This window comes from Haloferula chungangensis (genome assembly GCF_042664875.1).
In the GTDB taxonomy this organism is placed as follows: Bacteria; Verrucomicrobiota; Verrucomicrobiia; order Verrucomicrobiales; family Akkermansiaceae; genus Haloferula; species Haloferula chungangensis.
Window position 1 is genome coordinate 35,191 of sequence record NZ_JBHTBS010000017.1, and the last position, 19,952, is coordinate 55,142.

Annotated in this window: 12 protein-coding genes and 1 rRNA gene; 3 read left to right on the forward strand and 10 right to left on the reverse strand. The window is 57.1% G+C overall.

The window, feature by feature from the left end:
• Window positions 1-46 precede the first annotated feature (46 nt).
• Window positions 47-3,298, forward strand: coding sequence for an FtsX-like permease family protein (locus ACFQY0_RS19865; protein WP_379716330.1), 3,252 nt, complete (start codon window positions 47-49; stop codon window positions 3,296-3,298).
• 21 nt (window positions 3,299-3,319) lie between these two features.
• On the opposite strand, the gene ACFQY0_RS19870 is transcribed toward ACFQY0_RS19865, so the two are convergent.
• The 7 genes from ACFQY0_RS19870 to ACFQY0_RS19900 all read right to left on the reverse strand — a co-directional run bounded on the left by ACFQY0_RS19870 (window position 3,320) and on the right by ACFQY0_RS19900 (window position 17,113).
• Complete coding sequence (locus ACFQY0_RS19870; RefSeq protein ID WP_379716333.1) at window positions 3,320-4,459, reverse strand: DUF6242 domain-containing protein; 1,140 nt, start codon at window positions 4,457-4,459, stop codon at window positions 3,320-3,322.
• Window positions 4,460-4,544: 85 nt separating this feature from the next.
• Entirely contained in the window at window positions 4,545-6,581 is a 2,037-nt protein-coding gene (locus tag ACFQY0_RS19875; protein ID WP_379716336.1) for a serine/threonine protein kinase, read from the reverse strand.
• The gene (locus ACFQY0_RS19880; protein ID WP_379716339.1) at window positions 6,578-7,168 is read right to left on the reverse strand and encodes an RNA polymerase sigma factor; all 591 of its coding nucleotides are present in this window, start codon (window positions 7,166-7,168) and stop codon (window positions 6,578-6,580) included. The genes ACFQY0_RS19875 and ACFQY0_RS19880 overlap by 4 nt, the downstream gene beginning before the upstream one ends.
• Before the next feature lie 397 nt (window positions 7,169-7,565).
• Window positions 7,566-10,664 carry a sulfatase-like hydrolase/transferase gene (locus ACFQY0_RS19885; RefSeq protein ID WP_379716342.1) on the reverse strand — a complete coding sequence of 1,033 codons (3,099 nt, stop codon included), beginning with the start codon at window positions 10,662-10,664 and terminating at the stop codon, window positions 7,566-7,568.
• A 103-nt stretch (window positions 10,665-10,767) separates the two neighbouring features.
• Window positions 10,768-13,023, reverse strand: a complete 2,256-nt coding sequence (locus tag ACFQY0_RS19890; protein ID WP_379716345.1) for a hypothetical protein — start codon at window positions 13,021-13,023, stop codon at window positions 10,768-10,770.
• 132 nt (window positions 13,024-13,155) lie between these two features.
• Window positions 13,156-16,695 (reverse strand): sulfatase-like hydrolase/transferase, encoded by a 3,540-nt coding sequence (locus ACFQY0_RS19895; protein WP_379716348.1) that lies wholly within the window; start codon window positions 16,693-16,695, stop codon window positions 13,156-13,158.
• A gap of 316 nt (window positions 16,696-17,011) precedes the next feature.
• On the reverse strand, window positions 17,012-17,113 hold the full coding sequence (locus ACFQY0_RS19900) for a PEP-CTERM sorting domain-containing protein (protein ID WP_379716363.1): 102 nt from the start codon (window positions 17,111-17,113) through the stop codon (window positions 17,012-17,014).
• A gap of 240 nt (window positions 17,114-17,353) precedes the next feature.
• Between ACFQY0_RS19900 and ACFQY0_RS19905 the strand changes: the two genes are divergently transcribed.
• Complete coding sequence (locus ACFQY0_RS19905; protein ID WP_379716351.1) at window positions 17,354-18,001, forward strand: 3-keto-disaccharide hydrolase; 648 nt, start codon at window positions 17,354-17,356, stop codon at window positions 17,999-18,001.
• Between the two features lie 27 nt (window positions 18,002-18,028).
• Here ACFQY0_RS19905 and ACFQY0_RS19910 read toward each other — a convergent pair whose 3' ends face one another.
• Together ACFQY0_RS19910 and ACFQY0_RS19915 are read right to left on the reverse strand one after the other, a co-directional pair.
• Entirely contained in the window at window positions 18,029-18,559 is a 531-nt protein-coding gene (locus ACFQY0_RS19910; protein WP_379716354.1) for a plasmid pRiA4b ORF-3 family protein, read from the reverse strand.
• A 13-nt stretch (window positions 18,560-18,572) separates the two neighbouring features.
• Window positions 18,573-19,247, reverse strand: a complete 675-nt coding sequence (locus tag ACFQY0_RS19915) for a TVP38/TMEM64 family protein (RefSeq protein WP_379716357.1) — start codon at window positions 19,245-19,247, stop codon at window positions 18,573-18,575.
• Between the two features lie 110 nt (window positions 19,248-19,357).
• Between ACFQY0_RS19915 and ACFQY0_RS19920 the strand changes: the two genes are divergently transcribed.
• A complete protein-coding gene (locus ACFQY0_RS19920; RefSeq protein ID WP_379716360.1) occupies window positions 19,358-19,795 on the forward strand; it encodes a ribosomal maturation YjgA family protein in 438 nt (145 codons plus the stop codon).
• Window positions 19,796-19,869: 74 nt separating this feature from the next.
• Here ACFQY0_RS19920 and rrf read toward each other — a convergent pair.
• Window positions 19,870-19,952, reverse strand: a 5S ribosomal RNA gene (gene rrf / locus ACFQY0_RS19925); the annotation flags it as partial.

Below are 19,952 nucleotides of genomic sequence, written 5' to 3' on the forward strand. Positions count from 1 at the left end.
TTTCACTCGGCACTTGTCACTGCCGCGCAGCCGCCACCACCCGACCATGACAGCCCTTTCCTTCATCCTCCGCGGTCTCAAGCACCACCACACCGGCTACCTCGGTGTCCTTCTGGGTTCCGCGCTCGGTGCCATGGTGTTGTTAGGTGCCCTCTTCGCGGGCGACTCCGTCAAATCCACCCTGCGCCAGATTGCCGAGCAACGCACCGGCCAAACCAAGCTCATCCTCACCGGCGGCGAAAACCTCTTTCGCTCGCAGCTCGCCAGCGACATCGACGACACCAGCTCCGCCCTCCTTCAACTTCGCGGCCAAGTCAACGAACCCAGCGGTCGCTCCACCGGTCAGGTCGACCTCCTCGGCGTCGACCCCCGCTTCTGGTCCTTCGCCCCGAGGGAAATGGAGGCCCCCCAGCTGAGCAATCGCGCCTGGGCCATCAACCAGGAACTCGCCCGCACCCTCGATCTCAGCATCGACGACGCCATCATTCTCCGCCTCCGCAAGCCTGGCCTCGTTTCAGGCGATGCCCCGCTCGCCGAGAACAACGATGAATTGATCACCCTCCGCGGCACCGTCACCCGCATCCTCAGCGACGACGAAATGGGCCGCTTCAGCCTCGCCGCCACCCAACTGGCTACGCCAAAGGTTTTCCTCCCCCTTGAAACCCTCGCCGAAGCCATCGAGCACCCGAACCGCGCCAACCTCATCCTGTCGCGCGACGAAAGTCTTGCCACCAAGGTCAGAAGTCACGCTGAACTCGCCGACTACGGTCTCACGATCAAGGACATCCCCCTTGCCCAAGCCACCGAAATCCGCACCGAACGGATCTTCATCAGCCTCGCCATCGAAGAAAAAATCCGTCAGTTTGTTCCCAACGCCAAACCCACCCTCACCTACCTCGTCAACACCCTCGCCGCCAACGAGCGCGAGACTCCCTACTCGATGGTCACCGGCGCCGACCCATCACTCGCACCCTTCCTCCCCGACGATCTCGAAGACGACGAAATCGTTCTCAACTCCTGGGAAGCCGAGGACCTCAACGCCAAGGTGGGCGACACCGTCAAGCTGAGCTACTACGTTCTCAGTAAAACGGGAACGCTCATCGAAGAACACGCCGACTTCACCGTCCGCAGCGTCGTTCCGCTTGAAGGCCTCGCCGCCGACAGGCTCTGGACCCCCGATTTCCCCGGCATCGCCGAAGCTGAGAACAACGCCGACTGGGAAAGCGGCCTCCCGCTTGACACCACCCGCATCCGCGACAAGGACGAAACCTACTGGGACGACCACCGCGCCACCCCAAAGGCCTTCATCACCCACCGCGCCGCCGCCAAACTCTGGCAAAACCGCTGGGGCAGCAGCACAGCCTTCCGGAGCAAGGTCGGACCCTCCTCGCTCATAAAGGGCGAACTCCTCTCCACCCTCACCCCCACCGACGCCGGTCTCCAAGTCCGCGACATCGCCACCGAAGCCGCACGCGCCGCCTCCTCCCCCGTCGACATCGCCAGCCTTTTCCTGAGCATGTCCTTCTTCCTCATCTTCGCCGCCATTGCCCTCACCGCCATGCTCTTCCGCTTCAATGTCGAGCAGCGCAACAGCGAGTCCGGCCTTCTAACAGCCGTCGGAATCCCCGCCCGAAAAATCCTCCGGTGGCGGCTCGCCGAAGGCCTCGTCATCATCACCCTCGGCGCCCTGTCAGGCACCATCCTTGCCTTTGCCTACACGCGAGGCCTGCTTCTCTTCCTCGAAAAGATCTGGAACAGCGGCGGCGAACGCCTTTTCCATTTTCACGCCGCTCCCGGTTCCGTGATCGGCGGCATGGTTGGCTTCATCGTCCTCATGATGATCACCATCTGGTTCACGACACGGAAGCAATCCAAGCAGACCGCGTCCCTGCGCCTCTCCGCCGGCAACGAGGAAATCCCACCCAGCATCCAAAGCCGCCGCCCCCGCCTGATCGCCATCATCTCCGCCCTCATCGGCATCGGCTCCCTCGCCGCCTCCAGGCAACTCGGCCCCTCCTCCGCCTTCTTCCTCTCCGGCTTCGCCTTCCTCATCGCCGGCCTCTCAGTTTGGAGAGTGAGATTTACCCGGCCCTCAAGCGGAGCACGCGATTCCAGTCGCGCCCCCGAGTCCCCACTTCCCACTTCTCACGTCTCACTCGGCACTCCAGCCCAATTGGCCCGCCTCAATCTCTCCCGCCGCCCCACCCGTTCCCTCGTTGCCATCGGCACCCTCGCCTCCGCGATTTTCCTCGTTGTCTCCGTCACCGCCTTTCAGAAACACGGCAGCGGTGACTGGCAGAAGCTCTCCGGCGGTACCGGCGGCTACGGCACATGGATCGAAACCTCCTCACCCCTCACCCGACTCTCCTCGGGCAAATTCGAATTCCAGGACGACGACATCCAGGACCTTCTTCCCATCCGTGTCGGCAGCGGAGACGATGCCTCCTGCTTCAATCTCAACTCGGTTTCCCAGCCGCGCCTCCTTGCCGCCGACACCACCAAACTCGAAGACCGCTTCACGATCAAATCCACCGCCGACGGCATCGCCCCATCCTGGGCGACCCTCCGGGAAGGAGAACACCTCAGAGCTTTCATCGACGAGACCACCTTGTTGTGGGTTCTCAAAATGAAGCTCGGCGACACCATCGAATACACCGACGACCAAGGTACGAGCTTCCTAGTAGAAATCGCCGGCACCCTGACTGAATCGGTTTTCCAAGGCAGCTTCATTGTCGATGAGTCCCGTTTCCTCGCCCACTACCCCAGCTCATCGGGCTACCGTCTCTTCCTTGCCAGCACTGAAAAGCCACCAACAGAAGCCCGCCCCGACCTTCAGAAATCCCTTACTGACCTCGGGGCCACCGTCACGCCAACCGCCGAGCGCCTCGCCGCCTTCCACTCCGTGGAAAACACCTACATTTCCATCTTCAATGTCCTCGGCGGACTCGGCGTCATCCTCGGCGCCGCCGGCCTCGGGCTCGTCACCGCGCGCAACCTCGCCGAGCGGAAGGATGAACTCTCCATGCTCCACACCATCGGCATCTCAAATAGAGTGATCCGAAGCATCATCACCAGGGAAGTCCGCACCCTCATCCTCGCTGCGCTCATCATCGGCCTAACAGCCGCGATCATTTCCATCCTTCCCTCCCTCCCCCAACAAACTTCTCCTCAGCTCACCCTGACCTGGATCGCCGTCCTTGCTCTTCTAACAGCACTCTGCGCCAGCTTCAGTGCTTGGCTCGCGTATCGTGCAAGTTACCGCGGCGAGGCCCGAACAGGCAGACTGAGTATCGACTGAGACTTCGGGCCAGGTGCCTGTTCACCTAAACTTCAAGGTGTAGCAGCGTCCCTGAACCGCATGATTTCCGACACCGACGATGATCGTGTCTTTTGAGATCACCGCACAGTTGCTGGCACCGCCACCCTGTTTTTCATCCAGATCCACCACCAGCCAGACCCACTCGAACCAACTCTTGCCAAGGTCGTCCGAAATCAGAACCACGTGGCGGGGCACGGTCTCGGTTTGATCGGTTGCCGGGATCACGCGATAGGATTTCCCGTGCCAAGCGAAGGTCGCCGTTGAACCGATGAAGCCCTGTTTCCAGAACTGGCGCGACTTCGCCCAGGACTCCCCCTCATCCTCACTCACAAACAGCGTCCCGATTCCGGAGGTCAGCACATAAATCCTGCTACCTTCCTGATAGAAGGCCATCACATCGCGAGCTTCTTCGAACTCTCCGGTCTTCTTCCATGTTCTACCGGAGTCCACCGATTTGTAAATCTTGCCGGATCCCTCGTAGCCGACGCCACTCAACACACTCGACCCGCCCAAAGAGTGAAAGCAGGTCGTATTCTGTTGCTTCTTCTCCTCCGAAACCGGAATCCAGTCGAAGGACTTGAAGCCATCGTCCGAGCGAATGATGCTGGTCTTGTCATTCTCCGAGCGACGGAGCCCGACAAGAATCGCGCCATCATCCAACTGAATGATGCCCACGGTTCGGGACGACTTCGGCTTGCACATGACTTCCCAGGACTCTCCCTCATCAGTGGATCGGAGCACTAAAGCGGGCTCCGAAGTGGTGGCATAAAGATGATGATCGCGGGCGCGGATGATATTGCGGATGTCCTGGATACCCCATTCGTCGCCACCATCGACGGCTTTGGTCCATCTGACCCCGGAATCCACGGATTTGAACAGATCACCCGTCTCCTCCGTGCCGATGAGCGCCTTTCCTTCAGCGAGCCGGAATGAGGCACGCACATTCGATTCCCCATCGGGTTCAAATACCCTGGTGATCTGCACGCTCGGAAAGCGTCCTGCTTCTGCCTTCGCGATCGGCAAGGGCGGGTTGCCGCCACGAGTGACGCGGCTTTCCGCGCGCAATGATCCGACACCAACGGCAATCAGCCCGAAGCCGATGACTGCGATGAAATGCGATAGCGATCGATGGAAAGTCATTATTTGAAGAGCCTGATGATTCAGTAAATTCCGACAAGAACATTGGAAGCGTCAGCAAAGTGAAATGTCATTTGCTCAACATGTTTCAGGAATCGGGCCGTGGGCTGATCTCGAAATCGACCGAGCTTTGAATCCACCTCCGCAAGTTGTCTGCAGAGTGCTTCTGCGGGTCGATCATGATGCTATCGATGGACGGCAGAATGAGCGGCCCCTCCAAGATGAACGACGCGCATCCCGAGAGATCGAGTCTGTGGATAGTGAGCCCGCTGAGCTGATGAAGATCGATTTCGTCATCGGTCTCCAACCTGAGTGATCGCAGCCCGAGATAACGCAGCACGCACTCCTCAGAGCCTCCCGGGTCAGCGATCATTCTGATGGATTTCCCAACGCGGAGAGTAGCAATCCGGTTCCTGGAAAATTTCAAGTCAATCGATTCACTGTCTGGATTGAGATATCTCAGGAGTTCCTCGATCACCTCATGATAGGACCGCTTGGAGAAACGGAGAGCTGCGTCGTAGGATATCATCCGTTCGATGACCGGGCTTTCATCGGGATTGAGCCTGCGGGCTTCCACAAGAAATTCCCGAAGATTCTCGAGCGATGGTCGCTTCGACTTGCTATAGTCGAACTCGGGGAACGCTTCAGCAAACAACATGTATCCGTAACGCCCCTGCCCCTCGCTCAGGGGATACTTCAGAGCCTCTTTAAAATTGAGCTGAATCAGATTCAACGCAAAGAGCTGGTATTTCGCAGCAGTGGAATCCGGGTCGAGCGCAAGAGCATGGTCCGCAAGAACAAGAGCCTCCCGGACACTCTTCATCGGGGTATCGAAAATCCCCCGGTTCTTGAGGTTGCTGACTGAGGAGATCAGCGATCGGGAGAGCGCGAGATGACGGTCCCGGGACTTGGAAAGCGATTCGACGTACAACTCGTTCGCCGCCTCCGCCTTGCTTGCGTATTGCTCGGCAAGCTGGGATTCGGCCATCACGGACCGATGCAGAAAATCAACTTTCTGGATGAAAAGGGTGCTGAGAACCGTGAGCAGGATCAGAGCCAGCGATGTGATCAGGACGGGAGTCCGGTTGCGGGAAACAAACAAGCGCGCGTCCCGCAAAAAGCTCCGCTCTTCCGCATTGGTGGAAAAGCCGTCGAGATGACGCTGCACGTCATCCCGGAGTTCGGCGACCGACTGATATCGGTCCTCTGGTCTTCTGGCCAGAGCCTTCATCGTTACCGCGCCGAGACTCGCGGGCATCCTGACGGAAGGGTACTTCACACAGGGATCCTCCACGTGCCCGCGAGCGGTCGCCTCCAGAATGGTCCGACGGTCCCCCATGAATGGCGGGTCTCCCGTGAGGATCACGTGGAGAATGCAGCCGAGCGAAAAGATGTCCGTGCGATGATCCTTCTGCCTACCGCTCTCGACCTGTTCGGGGGCCATGTAGCCAGGAGAGCCCTTGATTTCCCCGACAAGGGTCATGTTATCAAGAAACTCGGTGGCGGGAGTTGACTCGTTCTCAAATCCATCCTGGGAAATCACTTTCCCCAGTCCCCAGTCACAGACGAGCACCTCACCGTAGTCATCCGTTTGGATATTTTCCGGCTTGAGATCGAGGTGAATGATATCCCGCGAGTGGGCGTATGCCACCGCATCGCAGATCTTGAGAAAGTCCCGAAGCAAGGCGCGCCGATCGCTCTGTTTCGATCCGATGAGATCGGCAAGGGTGGTGTTGCCCTTGAGGTCCATCGTAAAGAACGGACGACCCGATGAATCGATACCCACATCATAGACGCTGATGATGTTAGGGTGCTTCAGGGTGGACGTAAGCCAGGCCTCGTTGACGAACAGATCGAAGAACTCCGGACCGAGATCCTCACGAAGCCGGGCCATCGCCACCCACCGCCGAGCATGGTTGTCGAACGCTCGGCAGACCTCTTTAACTCCTCCTTTCCCCAGCAGCTTTTCGTCCTCGTACCGGATCGTGGTTTCAGCGAGTTCAACGTATGAGGGACAGAGTGCTTCAAGCCCTCCTTCGTCGAGACTCGTCGCTTCGCGATAGGCCTCGATCAAGCGGTGGTCGTTCCCGTACGGACCGCCATTCCCCAGAGATTGGTTCATCATTCCAGTTCGGCTGCGAGCTTTCTGATCTCGAGATAGAGACGCTTCTTCACGCGCTTTTTGAGAGTATAGACCGAAGCGATGCTGAGCTCCGTCATCTCGGCAATCCGAGCTGCCGAATGGCCATCCAATCCCAGCTCGAAAACCTCGATGGCTTGGCCTTGAAACGAGTCGCGCACACGGTTCATCGCCTTGCTGGCAACGTAGGCCGCCCATTCCGTTTCGATAATCTGCTCGATCTCAGGGACGCTGATCTCGGCGCGCACCTGGCAATCGTGCGACACCTCATCGAGGCATCTCCTCGTGCTGTAGTGCTTGCGAAAATGGCTGTTGGCCTTGTTACGGACAATGGCGCCGAGCCAGGCACGAAATCTTGCCCGCTTCCGATCATAGCATGGAAGGTCACGAGTCAGGGCGATGAGGATCTGCTGTGTCAAATCCTCGATGTCGTCCTGAGCGATTCCGAGCTGATGGAGCACACAGCAGATAAACTGGCGGTATTGCAGAACAATTTCATCCCATGCCCCTTCGTCCTTCAGATCGGTCGCACGCTGAAGGAGGGAATAGCGGGTCTGGAACGTCGATGCCATGGCTGCCGGGAGAGCTCTCGCACCCCCTGGAATCGCCGTGACCGACGGGAAATCCAACGCGAGGGTCACACAAGCTAGCCCAAAACATCGGCCATATGAAGGAAATGTTCAGGGCCTCCTGAACAGGGCGATCAAGTTAGGGAGAGAATCGGCTCCAGCTGAATTTTTTCGGACCAAGATGGATAGGATCCTCCGTCGCCAAGGCTATGGCGGGACAGGTGGGTAGGATTTTGAAATCATTGCGCTCAGTTCAGGCTAGAATTGAGGTTCAACCATGACGATCATCGCCAAGATAATTGGATTTCGTTGTCTTCATCCTATTTATCCCATCCATCCTGGTCCAATTTCTTCCCTAGCTTGATCGCCTTGGCCTCCTGATTCGCGGGAAAGTTATCGGCTACTCGGCCATCGAGACCTCCACACGGAAGAAAAGCTGGTCGAGATTGTCCTTGATGCCGTCCATGTCGTCAATCGGACCCAGCTCGACATTGACGCGGATCTCAGCTCCGGTGCCCGTTTCCGTTGCTGCTCGCGACCAGCTCTTCAAGTCGCTCGACCAGACGAGCTGGTAGCTGCGGCCGATCACGCTTGGCCAGCTTAGATCAACGGATTGGCCCTCGAGTTCGAAAACGCTGATACGTAACACGTCACGGTTGTCCGTCGGATTGGTACCCGCGATGAATTCGTCCACGTTCGTGGCTCCGTCGCCATCAAGGTCACCAGTGGCATCCGGTGGCCAATCCGGATCAAGCCCATTGGCGATTTCGTAGGCATTCGGCATCGAGTCACCATCGTTGTCCGGCGCCCGGGGAAATATCGCGGTGGACTCGGTGCTACGAAGGGTGTCGAGTAACTCAAGGAGGTCGCGGCCGGTGAGATTCTTCAGCTCGTTGCGAATCTCGGTCTCGCCCGTCAGATTCTCGATGAGGTTCACGTTCTCACCGAGGTCGACCCCAAACCTGAACAGCTGTTTGGGCGTGCCGCGATCGATGCCTGCCACTCCGGAAAGCTCGTTATTCGCGGAGTCCCACGAAGTGTCGGAACTGCCACCCGTAGCATCGATGAACTTCCAGCCATCAGCGGTCTTGAGAGCCAGGTCTCCCCGTTGGGCACTCAGAACGATGGCCTCGCGCTGCGGTGATGGCTTTGCCTGACCGCGCAGGAGGTTGAGGAAACTTTCACCGTCGGGTGCCGTCGTATCCGGCAATTCAACACCGAGATAGGCCGCGATGGTGGCAAAGATGTCCCCCTGCCAAACGGTGTCGGTGACCTTCATTCCGGCGGCTGCCTGACCGGGCCAGCGAACCAGAAAAGGGACACGGGTGCCGCCGTCGTAAGTCTCCCGCTTGTGACCTCTCAAGGGACCATTCGGGTCACCTCCGAACTGAAGGCTTTGCCGCTGCATGTCATGCTCAGGTCCATTGTCCGAGGTGAAAACCACCATCGTATTGGCGCCGAAGCCGTTGTTGTCGATGGCGGCAATGATGCGCCCGATTCGGTGATCGACCTCGCGCATCCAGTCGCCAAAGGGAAATCCCCGACTGGTGTCGGCGTCGACGAATGATGTCGTTAGAGCCCATGGCCGGTGTGGTGAGTGGAGTGGAAGATAGACGAAGAAGGGATCGGGATCACCGCTGGTGGCGCGCTCCGCGAAGTAGTCTTCCGCGTCCTCAATCAATTGGGGACCGAGATCGACCTGCCGGTAGGATGGGTCGCCCAGACCTGCACGGGAACCTTTGGCACCAACCACCGTGGAATTGAGCTCCGATGTCGTAAACCAGCGGAATGGATCGCTGTTGAGGGCATCGCGGTATGCTCCGGCACCTCCATTCAAGCTCGCGTCCCAAAACTGCATCCGGTCGTCGATCATGTAAACGTAAGGCGCGAAGTTGATCGCTACCGCATTTCCACGAAAGTAGTCGAAGCCATGGGCGACGGCGTGCAATCCCACCGGACGCGCCCAATCCACTTCACTTGAAGCGGATGGATTGTCGGTGATGCGTTCTCCATTCCGACGGTAGAATGCTCCCCCCAGATGCCATTTGCCAATGGCGGCGGTATCGTATTCCTGGGTCTTGAGAAATTCCGCGATGGTCACATCCGAGACCCGAGGCAACTCGTCGCCGCCAATCGTCCCCCCGTAGTTCCCGGTGATATCATCAAACTCCCGCCAATTGTATTTTCCTGTTAAAAGCGCGTAGCGGCTTGGCGTGCAGACACCGTTTCCGGCATGGCCATGGGTGAACATTACGCCTTGCGCTGCCAGAGCGTCGACATTCGGAGTGGGGGCAGAGCTAGCCGAGCCAAAGAGGCTGGCGTAAGCGGAAATATCCCCGAAACCGAGATCGTCCGCATAGATGATGACGATGTTGGGTCTGCGTGCTGATGGGCGGTTGTCAGGAATGTCCGACGGATCGTTCGGATCACTCCCAAAAGCGGTCTCTGCTTCATCACGGTAGCCGTCATCATCGCTATCAATAAAAGGAATGATCGGTCCGGTATCCGGTGGACGAACGTTCGGATCGGTGCCGGCAATGATCTCGTCGTAATCGTTGACGCCATCGCCATCAGAATCCGACACGAGGGGATCGGTGGGATCCCCAGGAGGGCCGGAGGGCGCACCCGATACCCAGAGGTTGAGAGTGCCTTCGAGTTCCTGCCCGTCGAGGAGACCGTCGTCGTCGCTATCACTGTCCTGAGGATCGGTGCCAGCCGTGTATTCTTCCAGATTGCTCAGACCGTCCGGACCGCCCACCTCATCATCGTCGAGGTCTGCGTCGTTGACATTCGGATCGAGCCCATTGGCCCTTTCATAATCATCCGGCATGCCGTCGCGGTCGCTATCACGAGGACTCGAGATGACCAGACGCGGATTACTGAATCCCGCTCCATTGGACGCCAATTCGCCACAAAAGACCACGAGACCGAAGTTGTCGATGCTGCCAGTCACCCAGCCTCTAACAATGCTGGTAACATCTGCGGACACTGCCACCGGAGGGGCGAGCGAGGAAATGTCAGCGATCAGGGAAAAACGGTCCGCAGCCTCGTCGATACCCCAGCTGTGCAGCGGACTCGTGGTGCCGCCGTTCCACGCACTGTTGGTGACACGACCCAGAACCGCAGAAGCGCTGTTCGAGTTATTGAGCTGGAAATCATAGTCGGCCGTGAATGTTACGGAAAACCCCGGACGATTGAGGTCCTCGATCGTCAGGGAACTGACATCGAAGTTCAAATAGGAGCTGATCCGACGGCTCGCCTGGGTCGCACTCAATCTTTCGCGAATGTAGATCTCGGATTCAGGAGATGGATCGCCGCTATCCACATTGGCAGCTCCCGCAAGTGCCGGTGTTTGAGCATCGGTCGTGTAAAGGGTGGTCGGTGTCAGAATCGTCGTGGCATGACCCGGAGTGATCGGAGCTGCGGACAGCGCGGATAGACCTGCTCCGAGCATGAGCCCACAGAACCGTGGCAGGCGATTGGATGAGTTCCGTTTCATGAGGATGTATGATGTCTAGAAGACGAAGGCCACAGGGCTTACCAAACAAAAAAGGCCGGGAGGTTGATTTCACCTCCCAGCCACTTGAAAAGGCAGCCGTTTCTCAAGGAGCAACTTCCTCAAGGACATAGAACCCTTGATTCGTCAGTGGCGAATCATCCTTGAAAACTTCGCTGCTTGCCGTGGGAACACGAGGTCCGTCCACAACCTCCGGAAAGCCGTCACCAAGATTTGCGGAGCGCGAAAGCTGGTACGTCTTTGATGTGTCAAGATTTCCAAATCCGATTTCGAAAGATCCGCCATTGAAGCCAGTGGACACGATCTGAACCGCCGATGGCTGAGAAGTCGACACATCATCGGTTTGACGCACCTGGATGAAGTTGATCACATTCGCTCCCGCACCAGTTGGATCCGCCGCAGTATTGAACTGGCGAACGTCGAAACTCTGCACGGGCTCGGTTGCAACAAATGTTCCGGTGAATAGAACCGCCGGGTTTGCGACACCTCCGAAGATCGTATTCGTCGGCCCGACCGGATCCGTCGGCACCTCGCCACCGACACCATCGATGGTATAGAAGCGGCCCGGGATCGATGCGAAGTTCCGATCGTCGGCGCGTCCGACCTGGATCACATATGGCAAGCCAGGAGTAAGGCCGAAGATGCTGACCGTTTCATCACTGCTTCCTGTCCAGACCGTTTCCAGAAGAGGCGAAAGCGCGGGGACCTCATCGTCGTAGAATTCATCGCCTCCAGCGTTGGAGGTGATCAGTGTCACGAAATTCGGCGTGCTCTTGTACGTCGTGCTGTCGATCGCGCCGGCAAATGGGATTCCGTTCACCGTAGCAGCCGGTCCATTGCAGTTTTCCGCCAGAACTAGCGGACCATTCGTGATGAGATCGTACTCGCTGTCCAGCGCCGACGCCGTCCAGGTGATCGTCGCCAATGTCGGAGTCTCCTCAAAAAGATTCGGGTCGGTCCCGGCAGCAATCTCAACGCTGTCGAGGAAGGTATCAGAGTCGGAATCAGCGCTCAGGGGATCGGTGTCGCCATCCACTTCTTGCTTGTCGGTCAGATTGTCGCCATCGGTGTCGGGATCCAGCGGGTTGGTCCCTTCATTGAAATATTCCGTCGGGTCGTCGAGGAGATCCCCATCGGTATCCGCACGATGTGGATTCGTTCCGGCCTCTTGTTCCTCGTCGTTGTAGAAATCGTCCAGATCCGGATCCCCATCTCTACCATTATCTCCAGTGCTATCCACCGGATCAAGACCGGAGGCGACTTCGTAAGGGTCTAGAAGGGTGTCACCATCGGTATCATTCGTCCATGGGTTGCTGATCGAACCATTTTCATCATTCAACTCCTCGAAATCCGTCAGGCCGTCGTCGTCAGAGTCGGCGTCTAGCGGATCAGTCGCCAATCCCGGAGCTGCGGTTGAAGCGTCACCAGGATTTGTTGTCTGATACGGATTGAGGGTCCCATTGACTTCCGCTCCATCGAGCAGAAGATCGTCGTCCGAATCACTATCCTGAGGGTTGGTGCCGGCACGGAATTCCTCGAGATTGGTCAAACCGTCGGGACCACCATCACTGTCATTATCAACCGTCGCATCGGCACCGTCATTTGGATCCAGAGGATTCTCAGGTGTGCTGTTGGCGATCTCCCAATCATTGGGCATGCCATCATTGTCATCATCAGGTGGAACCGCCAGCACCAGTTGCGGATGGTCAAAGCCAGCGCCCTGGGAGGTCAGCTGGTTGATGAAAAGAACAAATCCGTAGTTCGGATTCACGCCATCGATCCAGCTGCGGACAATCTCGGTGACGTCGAGACTGACGGTCTCGCCGGCTGCCGGGGTGGCAGCGATGTTGTCAATGAGCGCCATCACATCGGCAGCCTGGGTTCCGACTCCACCCTCAAGACCGTAGGAATGCAGCGGAGGATTGGAGGAGCTGTCCCATGCCGCGGTAGTTACGCGACCGATCGAGGCAGGTGCCCCGTTGACGGTATTCAGCTGACCGACATAGTCCACGCTCAACGTGGCCGTGAAAAGGGGCGACGCCAGCACGTCTTCGACGGAAGGATCCGTGAGATCGAACAAAAAATAAGAGCTGATACGCCGATCACTTTGAGCGGCGCTTGATCTTTCGCGGATGACAAATTCGCCGCTGACACCGCCATTGACGAGAGCCGGCGCGGTCGTGCTGGCCGTTGCGCCCACGTTCGCCGGCGACAAATTGTCGGTCACGGCCGTATCGACGGGCTCGAGCGTCACACTTTGGGCATCAAGCCCTAGCGATAGGGAAACGAATAATCCAAGGGCACCAACCAGGCACCTTCCTTTAATGATTTGAAACTTCATGGGGTTTATAGGGTTTCGGAGAGAAGTCGCCCGAAAGGCAACTTCCATCTCCAGACCCTATTCGCAGCCCACGGTGATTTTGGGACAGTTGAAGGAAATAATCGCAGCGTTGCCTGCGAAACCCTTTGGAAATCAGGGCCCATTCATGGATTGAATGGAGATTCGATAAAACAGGTTGGCGGGAAGCGGCGCCATCGGTTCAAGAACCACTTTGTCAAAATCAGCTCCAAGCTCGCTAGCTGGCGGTGGATTCTGGTAGCGATAGTATCGGCTGAAAGGGCTCCAGGTGCTCAAGTCTTCCGAAAGTTCGATCTGGTAGCCCAATCCAGCATCAATGATGCGGTGAAACGAGAAGTCGATCGCCCCGGGGCCGGTCGGCACGACCCCGAAAAGTGGAAATCCGCCCGCGCTCGCCGCATTGCCTCCCAACGCCCACTCCTCGAGATTGGATTTTCCATCTCCATCGAAGTCGCTGGAACCTGATTCGGTCATGCTGCCAAAGGCCGTCAGCTCAAAGTCATCGTTCAGCTGATCCCGGTCCTCGTCCTTGTTCTCGACAGGAACGTAGGTGACAAGAAGCTGAAGTCTCTCGTCTTCAGGGCTTGTCGGATCATCGCTGTCAGCAAAGGCAGCCCCAACCAAAGCCTGCGATTCAAAGGCAATGCGGATGCCATGATTCGGCTGAATGCCATCCTTCCAGGCCGTCACCATGTCCGTGATGCGCTTGTCAGGATCGAAGCCGTTTTCATCGCCAATCACCCCAGGGGCCCCACCGTAGAAACCCGAGGCGTCGGCGGCCGTGCCGAAGTCGTTGTTGTTTCCTATCGTAAAGACTTCGGCGACGGGCGTGACGTCGAATACCGGGTAGCTGCCAGGCGAAGTCCCCCAACTGGCGGTAACCCGACCGAGCCCAATCGGCGCACTATGCAAGTCATTGAGACGGTGCGTTTGATAAACTTTGAGCCTCGCTTCAGTGATGATGCCTTGAACCGAACTCAGATCAAACTTGAGGAAAAGCTGGGTGCGGAGCTGCTGGCTACTCCCGCTGGCGCTCCGCTCGCGGACATAAATTGAACCGGATTCCGCCCAGCTCCCGAGCACTTGAGGATTATCAATAGTGCCCGTGAACCCGGCGAGCTGAATCACGCTAGGATTCAGGACGACCGTGACCGGAGCTCCGACCGTCAAGGTGGAATTGGCATCGCGGGGATTCGAGAAATTGGCGAGCTCAACATTGTCATTGTGACCATCGCCATCGCTGTCTTCCAAGATGGGATCGGTATTCCAGAGATAAACTTCGTCGCCGTCGGTGAGACCATCACTGTCGGACTGAGGGTTGTTAGGAAGTGAGAAGTAGGTGAGCACTTCCAGAGCATCGCCAAGATTGTCGTCGTCAGTGTCGGGATCAAAGAGATCCGCGCCATTCTGGAATTCCAGACTGTTGATCAGGCCGTCGATGTCGAAGTCGAGAAGCCCGTCAGCAGGATCATCACGGTCCAGACCATTGGTCTCGTTTTCGAAATAGTTGGGAATCTTGTCGCCATCGCTATCGATGGGCGGGACATTGCTGTCACCATCGGTTCCGTATCCCGTATTGCCGCGAATCTCGTTGAGGAGATCGTAGAGTTCCTGCTCCTTCGCCAGAACCACCGGATCCGAGGAAGGGAGCAGATTGGTGGTTTCTCCAATGTCTGAAGAGAGATTGAAGAGCTGTCTCGGAGTGCCGAAAATTTCACCGGCAGCCTGCTCGGCAGGAATGTTATTGTTGTTAGAGTCGTAGGAATTGCTCCCGTTTCCTCCGGTGCCATCGAGGAGTTTCCAAACGCCGTCCTTGTCGAGAATGGCAAGTTGACCGTTGTAAGCGTGCTGGGTTGTGGCAGGTCGGCGCTCGTCCGGCATGGGCTGTCCACTGAGAACGGGCAGAAAACTCTCCGCATCTGGAGCCTCATCGGGGGTGAAATCGTAGCGGAGGAACTCCGCCATGGTGGCGAAGAAGTCGCCTTGCCAACAGCTGTGATCGGTGGTGGATCCCGGAGTGGTCACGCCGGGCCAGCGAATGACGAAAGGAACCCGGGTGCCACCTTCCCAGTTGTCGAGTTTCTGCCCGCGGAAAGGACCGTTGCCATCGTGACCATGATCGAGCCCCTGTCCCATCGCACCTCTCTCGACGCCGTTATCGCTGCTGAAGAAAACGACGGTGTTGCCGTCAAGCCCGTCATCTGTCGAGGGGTCCCCATCCGGATCCTCGAGCGCTGCGAGAATCTGACCGGCATAGTGATCCGTCTGAGCCAGATAGTCGCCATAGGCGAAGGGAGTGGAACCACGGAACGCACTCTGCACGGCCCAGGGAAGATGCGGGGCGGGAATCGGCACATAGATAAAGAATGGCTCGCCATCCCGCGAGTGTTGCAACAATCGATCCGCGACCTTCTGGGCTTGCACCTGAAGATAGTCGGAAACGACGAAATGAGGATCGTAGACGCCATCCCGGACATTATTGACGGCACCGATCGGCTCGCCCTCCAGAAGATCCGAGTTGGTCGCGGGAGTCGCCTGAGTAAAGTCCACCGAGCCACCATTCACGAGCCCCCCTCTGGTGAGCACCGTTTGGTTCTCAATCCATGCGTAAGGCGGCATATCCAGAGAAGCGGAGGTGCCGAAAAAGTAATCGAAGCCGTAGGTGTTGGGAGTGTGCGTGAGCGGACGTGAGAAATCGATCTGGTCGTCGCTGGTCGTTCCACTGTCATTGCCCAGGACATCCGCGGCATTTCCAAGGTCCACCGGCGATCCGGAAGGACTGTAGAACTGCATGCCGATGTGCCATTTCCCGATCATCGAGGTGCGGTAGCCGAGTTCTTGAAACATCCTCGGCATGGTCAGACGATCGGTGGCGATCAGGGGCGAGGAGTAGCCGCCCGTCACCCGAGTTTTCAAACTCGTGCGCCAGCAATAGCGCCCCGTCAGGATACCATAGCGGGAAGGAGTGCAGACCGCATCACCGGAATGCCCGGCATCGAAGCGGAGGCCGCTATTGGTAAGAGTATCAAGGTTCGGCGTGTAGGAACTCTGAGTGGTATCATAGGCTCCGACATTGGAGTATCCGAGGTCGTCATAATAGAGAATCAGGACGTTGGGCTTCTTGGGATCCCGATTAGGGTTCGGGGGACCCAGCGGATCGACGGGATCTTCTCCGCTGCGATCAATTCCGAGCAAATTGAGTGCACCCGATCCCGCTCCGGCGGCTTCCATTAAAATCGTGATCTCACCGGATCCATTGGGTGCCAGACCGGCGATCTCGACAACTTCGCTGGCATTGTTGAAGACTGTGGTGATCGAAGCGCTGAGCTCATCTTCCCCAGTAATGGTAAAGGTCACCCCTGCCCCATTGTTTCCCCGTGCTCCATACAGAGTGAGATCGTAAGCGGATGCCGGATCAAGATCGCTCAAGGTCAAGGTAACGGTGACACTGCCAAAAAATAATCCGTCCATCAGTGCCGACCCCGGGTGACCCGCGATTGCCGAGGGATAGGCACCGCCGTAGTTGGCTCCGGATCCTGCGGCACCGCTATCGGTTCCGCTGGTCGCATAAGCCAGGTCGATCGAGGTCGGCGCTCCCGTGCTGTCCACAAGATTGACGAGGTCGACGGGATCATCTCCCGTTCCTGCACTCATGTTATTCCATCCACTTTCAACGGTTTCCTGGGAACTGTGGCCGAAATCAACCCACACAGGAGCTGCCCCCAAATAGGAGCACATGGAAAGAACGAGGATGGAGACGCGGAGAGAGGTATTATTTACCAACTTCATATATAGGGAATATCTGCAAAACGACATGGACAATGATCCATCGAGTCCACGAAAACCTGGCTCTACTGGACCACAACACCCTGCTTCTTTTCAAGAAACAGGGTGATCAGGGGCGGTTTGCTCCCGGGTGGGAAACAAACCTGAGAATCTAATTCTTGGATCAATCAACTCATTCCGTCGGCTATCTCCGACGATGAACGAGAGGGAGTAATCCAAGGCCAAATAAAACCATCGCGGAAGGTTCGGGAACCGCCGTTGTCAGTTTTGCGTAATGGCGTGTGATAAATTCGGTTTTCTCGTGGCTTCATTGATTCCGTCATCGATCCGTTGCCATCGACGAAGGAAGGTTTCTCCCTCCCATTCGAACCCAGCCAGCCAATTGGGACACTGCAGGTGAAATAAATTGGGGAAAATCCGGCACGGCGATCGTCCCGTCGGTTTAGCCATCAAAGTGCGGGCATCTCAAAATGACCCACTTCTGTGGAAAGCTTCAGATTATCAATTCCGTAGAGACCATGAACCCATGAAGCATCTTCTCTTTCTCGCCCTCTTTCCACTCACCGCGATGGCCGATCCGGCAGCCCAATCCGGTTGGACCGACCTTCTTGCCAACAACTCTACCGAGCTCTGGCAGTCCGGACGATCCGGCGAAGTGACCGAAGCCTGGACGCTGAAGGACGGCGTCCTTCACCTCGATAAATCCGGAAAAAAACGCGGCGGACACATCGTCACCAAGAAAGATTATTTCAACTTCGAACTGAAATTCGAGTGGAAGATCTCCAAGGAGGGAAACTCCGGCGTGAAATACCGCATCACCAACTTGCTCGGCTTCGAATACCAGGTGATCGACGACGCTTCAAAAGCAGCCTCCAAAGACTCCCATCGCGCCGCTTCCCTTTACGACCTTGTTCCTGCCTCGGCCGACAAGAAACTGAAACCCGTCGGCGAATGGAACAGCTCACGCATTGTCGCCAAGGACCAACATCTCCAACATTGGCTCAACGGCGTCAAAGTCGTCGACATCAGGATGGAGGGCGACGAGTGGGATGCCCGCTTCGCCAAGAGCAAATACAAGGAGATCCCGGAATTTGCAGCAAAGCCTGGTCCCATACTCCTTCAGGACCACGGCAACGACGTCTGGTTCCGTAACGTCGAAATCAAAGAGGATTGAAAGAACCGTGCACGCCGCTCCTCTCCATCAGCGCTTCCGCTTCTTCTTCGGCGTGAAATCGACTTTTTCAGCTTCGAACAATTCGGGATCATAACCGGGATGGTCCCAGGCAATCTCACCATGGAGCGCCTGCATGTATTGAAATGCACCACCGAAATCTTCCGGAGGACATGCACGCTCCCCACCTAACAATTCGACTCCTTCGCCTTCGTCCTTTTTCTCGAGGACAACTTCGTGAATCCACTCTTCGGCAAAATCGTAGCGGTAGAGCATCCGGATCGGCAGACGCCTTCTGCCAATAAACTGCTTGAGCGTGAGCTTCGCCTCATCCTGAAACTCTCCGGGAGTCTGATCTTCAAGTCCTACAGGACCGATCACATCCACCAAGCGCTTGCCTTTTCCATGGCGAAATTCATGCGGATGCTTGTTCTCCCAGCCCATCGCGGCCTGAAGCGCATCGCTCACCTGAATGAAGGTGAAATCTTCAGGCACCGCCACCTGGCGCCAGATCTGAGGAGTAATCTGATAAAGGAAGATCTTAATGACGATTCTGCTCACGCCCCGAGCCTATTCACCGATCTTCGGGAGAATCAATCTCTTCCTTCTTTCCATCCCCGAACTTCGATCGAAAAAATAGAATTCGGGCCAATCCCCAGAGGATTGCCGGGACCACAAGACTGAAACCCAGCGCCCAACCCGGCGCATCACGCCCCTCTCCCCCGATCCAGGCAAAGAGAAAGCCCATTGGAACGCTCCCGCAGACCAGCGCCCCAAAAAAACGACCGAACGGCATCCCCACCAATCCCGCCGTGCAGGCAATGGCCTCCGGCAAAATGGGCAACGCTCGGGAAAGAGCCACCATCCAAGCCCCCCCACGACCAAACAGCATCCGTCCATTATCAAAATCCAGATCTCCCAAAATTCGCCGAGCCACCCGCTCACCCATCGCTCGGCACACCGCGTAAGCCACCAAACCCGCACAAATTGAACCCATAGCCGCAAACAACCCACCGACCATCGGCCCATAGATCCAACCCAACGCCGACATCACCACCGTCCCTGGCACCGGTAGAAGCACATCACTTACCAACAGTCCAATCCCAGCAAGCCAGGCCCAGCTGCCACTGGATTCCAACCACGCCACCGCACCCGAGAGAGAAAAACGCTCCTCCCAAGCGGATCCAAATCCCAGCCAGATTCCCAGCATCACAAGCGACACCATCACGAACCAGCCGAGCAATCTCATCGACGCCAAGCATCTGTCTCAAATCTGAGCAATCAAGCCTCGCATCCCCTCACCCCGGAAATTCACCACCCCAACATCAACGATTCATCAAAATCACCGTGATTTGCCCGATGGTAAACAATCCAGCAGCAAGTATCCAACCGAGCCCAGACCGTAAACGCTCGACCCTGGCCTTCCTCCTTCTAACCGTCATCCTCCTCGGACTCGGATCGCGACAATTCGGAAACGACCTACCGCACTTCATTTCCTCGAATGCCGGTGACGCCCTCTGGACCATCGCAGTGTATCTGAGCATCGCCATCATCCTTCCGAAATCCAGCGCCTGGATCCTCGGACTAGGCGCATTCGCCATCAGTATCGTAGTCGAATGTAGCCAACTCATCGACGTTGACTGGCTCAACACCCTCCGCAAAACCCTTCCGGGAAAGCTCCTGCTTGGTGCCGGATTCCAATGGGCGGATCTATTCCGCTATTTCGTAGGAGCCATGATCGCACTCACCACCGATGCCCTGTCCCAGAATCGAGATAGGACCTCGATTTCCACCTGAAATTCCCATTCAAAAATTCGTGCGATGTGAGCAAAAAAGAGCCTCGCACCAGCGTTAGCTAGTGCGAGGCAAATACCTGGCGGCGACCTACTCTCACAGGACCTGTCGTCCCACTACCATCGGCGCAACAGCGTTTCACTTCCGGGTTCGGAATGGG